At 41.4% G+C, this 6,908-nt stretch carries 7 protein-coding genes; 5 read left to right on the top strand and 2 right to left on the bottom strand.

The window, feature by feature from the left end; translation table 11 throughout:
- Positions 1-620 (top strand): hypothetical protein (locus GNF10_RS33800; protein ID WP_185607388.1); only part of this gene is annotated, 620 nt, incomplete at its 5' end.
- Positions 621-800: 180 nt separating this feature from the next.
- Here the strand turns inward: GNF10_RS33800 and GNF10_RS33795 are convergent.
- Positions 801-1,187, bottom strand: a complete 387-nt coding sequence (locus GNF10_RS33795) for a hypothetical protein (protein ID WP_114082473.1) — start codon at positions 1,185-1,187, stop codon at positions 801-803.
- Positions 1,188-1,660: 473 nt separating this feature from the next.
- Between GNF10_RS33795 and GNF10_RS33790 the strand changes: the two genes are divergently transcribed.
- Complete coding sequence (locus GNF10_RS33790; protein ID WP_185580827.1) at positions 1,661-3,565, top strand: chloride channel protein; 1,905 nt, start codon at positions 1,661-1,663, stop codon at positions 3,563-3,565.
- A gap of 76 nt (positions 3,566-3,641) precedes the next feature.
- Here the strand turns inward: GNF10_RS33790 and GNF10_RS33785 are convergent, their stop codons facing one another.
- Positions 3,642-4,055: an AbrB family transcriptional regulator gene (locus GNF10_RS33785; protein ID WP_012409420.1), complete on the bottom strand. Its 414-nt coding sequence runs from the start codon at positions 4,053-4,055 to the stop codon at positions 3,642-3,644.
- A 394-nt stretch (positions 4,056-4,449) separates the two neighbouring features.
- On the opposite strand from GNF10_RS33785, the gene GNF10_RS33780 reads away from it, so the two are divergent.
- The 3 genes from GNF10_RS33780 (at position 4,450) to pyrR (ending at position 6,855) form a co-directional block, all read left to right on the top strand.
- Entirely contained in the window at positions 4,450-4,890 is a 441-nt protein-coding gene (locus tag GNF10_RS33780; protein ID WP_185580826.1) for an Rrf2 family transcriptional regulator, read from the top strand.
- Positions 4,891-5,254: 364 nt separating this feature from the next.
- Complete coding sequence (gene cbiB, locus GNF10_RS33775) at positions 5,255-6,226, top strand: adenosylcobinamide-phosphate synthase CbiB (RefSeq protein WP_185580825.1); 972 nt, start codon at positions 5,255-5,257, stop codon at positions 6,224-6,226.
- A 92-nt stretch (positions 6,227-6,318) separates the two neighbouring features.
- A complete protein-coding gene (pyrR, locus tag GNF10_RS33770) occupies positions 6,319-6,855 on the top strand; it encodes a bifunctional pyr operon transcriptional regulator/uracil phosphoribosyltransferase PyrR (protein WP_185580824.1) in 537 nt (178 codons plus the stop codon).
- Positions 6,856-6,908: the final 53 nt, after the last annotated feature.

Genomic DNA, 6,908 nt, shown 5'->3' with positions numbered 1-6,908 from the left:
CAAATATTTCTAGTAAATTAAAAATTGTACCCACACAGTTAGAAGCTCGTTCTCAAATAGATATTAAGGCTTTCAACTACTACACCAAGGCTTTAGAATCTCTCGGTTTTATTAAAATTAATGACTTAGAACTGTTGTCAGAATCTTCCGTTATGTTTACTAGACTTTTTTCTCATCCAGAACATCTTTGTTTTGCAGAAGTTATGCAAGCACCTGGGCGTTCATTAGTATTTTGTGCGATTGAGAGTGCTTTAGAGCAAGAATGGTCAGTTAGTTTTAGAGATAATTCTTCTAATCAAGCGATTCTTTATGCCTTTTTACGCCGCCCAAGGAGGATAATTTTTGTTAAACAGGGAGTAACACCTAAAGAACTATTACGATCACATCTAAAATTTCGGCAGGAAATAATGCGTGACTTGAATTTACAGTTATTGACAGATATTTCTATGGAAGCTTATTATGAGCAATCGCAAATATCGAGGACACGTCAGAGAAAATCATTATGGCGCAAAAGTGTCATCATTGGACTGGTAGAAATGGGGCTTTTTAGCTTAAAATCTGAGGTTCAAAAGTCTCAATGGCTGGGAGATTATACCCGTTTAGCAGCTAGAAAAGGCTAATAGTCAGTAAATCGAAAAGAGAGCGATCGCCAATATTTTGCTAAATTAAAATGCATCTTTTGCTGAAATATATGTAAAACCGCGTCCTATTTTGGGTAATAAGACACGGTTTCATAAAAGTATTTAGTTATAATATTACAAAAATCAAAGTAAGATTTGATTTATACCAAAGTAATCCATTTACTGAGATTTATTTCCTGGTTGATTAACTTTCTCTGTTGTAGGAGAGATTTGGCGCTCGTAACTTGTCTTTTCTTGAGTTAGGGCGATCGCACTAAAGAAAATGGCACTTCCTACAGCCAAGGCTACCATAGGACGCTTGAGCAAGACAAAATCTCTGATAATCCTAGCTAAAGGTCTGCTTTGACGACGTAGCGACGAAGCAATCATCAGTTGTCTCCAAGTAAATGGATCGCGCACATAATGACCGCTTTGGCAAACGACTAGCCGTTCTTGGCAATAGGGACAGCAAAACAAGCCCATGCGCGTTTTAACTGGTTTGGGAGTGGCATTTCTTTGGCAAATTGGGCAAGTAACATAATGATTATCAAAGGTGTGTATATTCATTTACCTCGTCCGCCTAGTCCATTTACTCGCTCTATAAGAATAGCTATATTGAATTCCGATCAATACTTAGCAGACTTCCAAGTATGGTCTGACAACAGCCATAAATCATACATACATTGTATTACTACCAAGGATGGCTCAATGGTCGCAACACGAGTATAGCTAGATTTAGGCAAGGATGACTCCTAGTTAATGTTTGCAGGTGTATCCACCCAGACCACAAAAACTTTGTTGTCTCTAGAAAAAATAGTGTTGGCGCTCACTCGCACCCCACCAGGGATCTTTGCCCCTCAAATAACAATTGTCTCCCATTTAACCATTCTCCCCACAAAAATTTTGCACAATGACATTTTTTGCTAAAGCTTTGTAAATTAAGCAAATAAAGTCTACTTGTCTGGTTGCTAAATAATGGCTCACAATGAGAAGTAACAGATAAAAATTTAAATTTTTTCTTACATTTACCCCGCCTCTCAATGACTCTCCTGCCTCCCACTCAACTGAGGAAGGTAACGGAACAACCTGCATTTCCTACACCTTCTGCTCATTTAGCTCACCTAATTAATCGTTTTCAACCATCCCCAGAAACAGTTGTTCTGTTTTTAGCCATGCTCATTGGCGGTGGTACGGGTATGGGTGTAGTCACCTTTCACTATTTAATCCAGTTGATTCACCAGTTGATGCTGGAAAATTTAATGGGTCAAATCGGTGTCTGGGGTGCTTGGACTTTAGCCTGCGTTCCCACCCTTGGCGGATTAATCGTTGGCTTGATGCGCTGGCGCACTCAAGACTTTGGCCCTGGACTTTCATCTCTCATCGCCGCTTCTCAGGGAACAGAGATTAAGCGACCACTACGACCAGTTACGAAAATGCTGGCCGCATCTGTTTCTTTGGGGAGCGGTGCTTCTTTGGGGCCAGAGGGGCCGAGTGTAGAAATTGGCGCAAATTTTGGGATGTTGTTCTCTGTAATTCTTAATGTATCTCAAGAGCGACAACGTTTGTTGTTGGGTGCTGGCGCTGCGGCTGGACTGGCGGCGGGATTTAATGCTCCCATTGCTGGAGTATTTTTTGCCTTGGAAGTGGTGATGGGAGCGACATCTTTCGCTACTTCTGCGGTGAGCGTGGTGCTATTAGCGGCGGTGGTAGCAGCATTAATTGCCCAAATTGGTTTGGGGGCACAACCTGCTTTTGATTTACCTGCTTACCAAGTCCGCAGTCCTTTGGAATTACCCCTTTATCTTGGCTTGGGTTTAGGGGCCAGCCTTGTTTCTCTGGCTTATACTCAATTAATTCGTTTAGCAAAAGCCTGCTTTGCCGGAAAAGTTCGAGGTTTTGCCTTTTTGGGACGAATTCCTGAGCCAATTCATCCAATTATTGGCGGTGTGATAATTGGCGCAGTTGCTTTGCATTTCCCACAAATTCTGGGTGTGGGTTATGAAACTGTAGAAGCAATGCTTCAGGATGTGGAGTTTCCCCTCTCCTTGTTGGTGGTGCTGTTGGTGGTGAAACTATTGATGACTGCAATTAGTGCGGGTAGTGGTTTTATCGGTGGTTTGTTTGCACCAGCCATGTTTTTAGGTGCTTCTTTTGGTTCAGCGTATGCCAAACTTTTAGCTGTGGCATTCCCGACTATTTGCGATCAAATGGCGGCTCCCCCTGCTTACGCAATGGTAGGAATGGCAGCAGTACTAGCTGCTAGTGTCAGAGCGCCGTTAACGGCTATTTTAATGCTGTTTGAATTAACCCGTGACTACCGCATTGTTTTACCGTTGATGGCAGCTGTGGGTTTGAGTGTTTGGCTAGTGGAAAGGATTAAACCAACTTTTAACTCTAACTCTAATCTACAACAAATTGGTCTTTCAGAATTGAAAGATGAACAAGCGGAAATTGTGCAGCAAATTTTGGTAGAAGATGCTATGCACCCCTATCCCAAAAAATTACCTGCAACCCTTGGAGTTTTAGATGCAGCTGTAGAAATGATCCGCGATCGCACCCGGAGTGCTTTAGTAATTGATGCAGCCGAGCAATTAGTTGGTATAATCTCTCTGGAAGATATTAACCGTGCCCTTGCTCTTTGGCAAAGTTACCCGAATTCACTAACTGAAATTCCAGATAATTTATCCAGTCAAACTCTCATAGATATTTGTACTACTGAAATTCTCTATGCATGGCAGGATGAACTATTATCTGAAGCTTTAGATCGTATGAGTCTTCGAGGTTTACATCAATTACCAGTGGTGGCACGAGACAAACCCGATCGCATTTTGGGTTTACTAGAAAAAGAGCAAATTGCCTTAACCTGCAATTTAGCAGTTACGCGCAAGGCACTTCGCCATTATTTACCAGTCTTACCCACTACAGATATAGTCATTAGTCATTAGTAATTGGTCATTAGTCATTGGTCATTGGTCATTGGTTTTCACAAAGGACAAATGACAATTGACTAATGACCATTTATTAGGCCGTGGCTTCTATAGCTTCATCACCTTCCCGATCTTCTGGATCTACCTGTCTCAGACGAATGTGCTTTTTGCCTAAAGTGATGATAAACTCATCTCCTGGTTTCAGATTCATCTGTTTTGTATAAGCTGAACCTATAAGTAAATTACCATTCGATTGCACACTAATTCTATAGCTAGCACTACGTCCACCACGCCCATTAGCACTTGGTGTACTGTCCAACTGAATCCCTTCAGCATCAATTAGGGCATTTAAGAACTTCATCATATTGACGCGCTCTATACCATTTTTAGTAACGGTATAGTAGCCGCACTTCTTGGCTTTGTCTTCTTTGCTCTCGTTCTCTAGCTCTTTAACTTTTTTGAGCAGCTCTTCACCGAGTAAGGGTTCAATTTTTTTCTGTTTAGGCATCAACTTAGATCAAAAATGAATGTTTGAAGTGTTGGAATCGATTTTATTTTAGCTGAGGTTGAGCTAATAGGAACATAATCCTTTAGTTTTTATCTCAACCTAGCCAAGTATATTACACTCAGATGCACAATTGTTATGCCATTAACAATATTGTCAAGACAATCTATTTTAGAGAATGCTGGCAATGCTGATCGCTATATATATAGTTTGTAAATCACTGCTAAACTATACTTGTTTAAGTTTTCTAAACTAACGCTCAAAAGGTTGTTTATTTGCTGAGGATGATAATTGAGTTACAGAATGATAAGTAAAACTGATCCTTAGTTATTGGTCGTTGGTTATTGGTTATTTACAAAGGACAAATGACAAAGGATAAACAACAAAGCTTGCCAAAATGAAACTAACTACCAGAGGACACTATAGTGTAAAGGCGTTGCTAGATTTGAGTTTACAGCCAAAATATGGGCCTGTATCTGTAAGAGCGATCGCTAAACGTCAAGATATCCCTGCTCCTTATCTCGAAAAACTACTAATAGAAATGCGTCGTGCATCAATAGTTAAATCAATTCGTGGCAGCATCGGCGGATACCAATTGGCAAGAGAGCCTGCACAAATATCTATAGGACAAATTTTAGAAGCAGTTGGCGAGACTAGCCATTTACCTCATCACACCCCAGCGCCTACACAAGCTGAAGATTGGGTAACATTTAGCCTTTGGCAAAGACTCAACCAAAAGCTCAAAGAAGCTTTGTACAGTATTACTCTGGCAGACCTTTATTACGATGCTCGTAGCCGGCAAGCTTCCCTTGGGGAAGAAGCTAGTTTTGTGGTTTAGAGCGTTTCCGGCTCTGGTCAATAGCTTAAATATTGGCTAGGAATTTTAGATTTTCTGGTTGATACCCCCACCCGGTAATTCGTCCCGCAACGCTTTCGTGAGGGGAACAAATCGAAAATCCTCAATTTCAAATCCGACGCTTTTATAGATGCTCGTTTCTCTCTACAAGATGTTGCGCGTAGCTTCCTTCCCCGCAGGAGTACGCTACCGCTAACGCTGCGCCATTAGAGCCAAGTACTTGGATTTTGTGCGGCTACGTTAATGTGGTCGGGGTCAATCCAAAATCCAAGTTGCGCTGGAAGCGTACCAAAGGTGCAGCCCAAAATCCAAAATCCAAAATTGATTGACCCTTGACTCCTGACTTATGACTGATAGCATCTATATCTTAATAATTGCTGCATTTTTAGATTACTTAATTGGCGATCCTTGGGATTGGCCTCATCCAGTACAAATTATGGGGTGGGTAATTTCTCGCCTAAGCAAATTTTTTCTCCAATTGTGTAAAAATCCTCTTACACAACGCCTAGCTGGAATTGTACTAGGGATTATTCTAATAATTGGTAGCGGTCTTGTTGGTTTTTTGATTATTCAAAGTGCTAGATGGGTTCATCCGTGGTTAGGAATTGCAATTGATTCCATTCTTTTAGCTAGTTGTTTTGCTGGTAGAAGTTTGCGAGCAGCAGCAGTGGCTGTTTTACAACCTTTAATAGCAGGAGATTTGGAGAAAGCTCGAAAGATTTTAAGTAATTACGTTGGTCGAGATACCCAAAACCTCTCACAAGCAGAAATTTTACGAGCCGTTTTAGAAACGGTTGCAGAAAATGCAACCGATGGAGTGATGGCTCCGCTGTTTTATGCAATTGTTGGTGTCTTTGTGCCAATTGTGGGGCCAACTCCCTTAGCTTTAGCATACAAAGCCAGCAGTACCCTTGATTCAATGGTGGGCTACCGGGAAGCACCCTATACTTATTTGGGATGGTTTTGTGCGCGGTTAGAAGATTATTTAACTTGGCTACCTTGTCGGTTAACAGTCATAACCCTGGCACTGTTATCAGGTAAACCAATGCAGGTTTGGCGAATTTGTCGTCGGGATGCAATTAACGATCCTAGTCCCAATTCTGGCTGGAGTGAGTGTGTCTATGCTGCGTTTTTGGGTGTGCAGATGGGAGGTACAAATTGGTATCGTGGGGTAGCTAAGTACAAACCACTGCTAGGAGATGCTATTTATCCCATTACTGCAACTTCTATTCAAAATGCTTTGCAGCTAACTCGATATTGTTTTTTGCTATGGTTAGGCATAGCGATCGCAATATTCTTAATACTCCCAAACAAGTAAATTTAGGAGTGAAGAATAAAAACTTCTAACTCTTGTACAGACGCGATTAATCGCGTCTCTGTTAACTCATCACTCCTAACTTATTATTCCCTATGTCTGCCAAAGTAGTTGAAATTCTCTCATCCGAAGAAATCCGTCGTACCTTAACTCGCCTGGCCTCTCAAATTGTGGAAAGGACGCGTGATTTGTCTCAACTGGTGCTTCTTGGTATTTATACTAGAGGTGCGTTATTAGCAGAATTGTTGGCGCGTCAGATTGAGACACTGGAAGGTGTAGCTGTGTCAGTCGGCGCTTTGGATATTACATTTTATCGAGATGACCTCGACAAAATTGGATTGCGGACTCCAACGAAAAGTGAAATTCCTTTTGACCTTACGGGGAAAACGGTTGTACTTGTGGATGATGTGATTTTTAAAGGACGGACAATTCGCGCTGCTTTGAATGCAGTCAACGATTACGGTAGACCAGAGGTGATTCGTTTAGCCGTGTTAGTAGACAGGGGCCATCGAGAATTACCAATCCACCCAGATTTTATTGGAAAGAAGTTGCCTACTGCTAAAGAGGAAGTTGTGAAAGTTTACTTACAAAATTACGATGGAAAAGATGCAGTAGAGTTGATTAGTCATTAGTCATTAGTCATTAGTCATTAGTCATTGTAAAACCATTCCCCATTCCCCATTCC

This window comes from Nostoc sp. UCD121 (assembly GCF_014222285.1).
In the GTDB taxonomy this organism is placed as follows: domain Bacteria; phylum Cyanobacteriota; class Cyanobacteriia; order Cyanobacteriales; family Nostocaceae; genus Nostoc.
The sequence above is the reverse complement of the archived record's forward strand: the minus strand, read 5'-3'. Positions and strand labels throughout refer to the sequence as shown.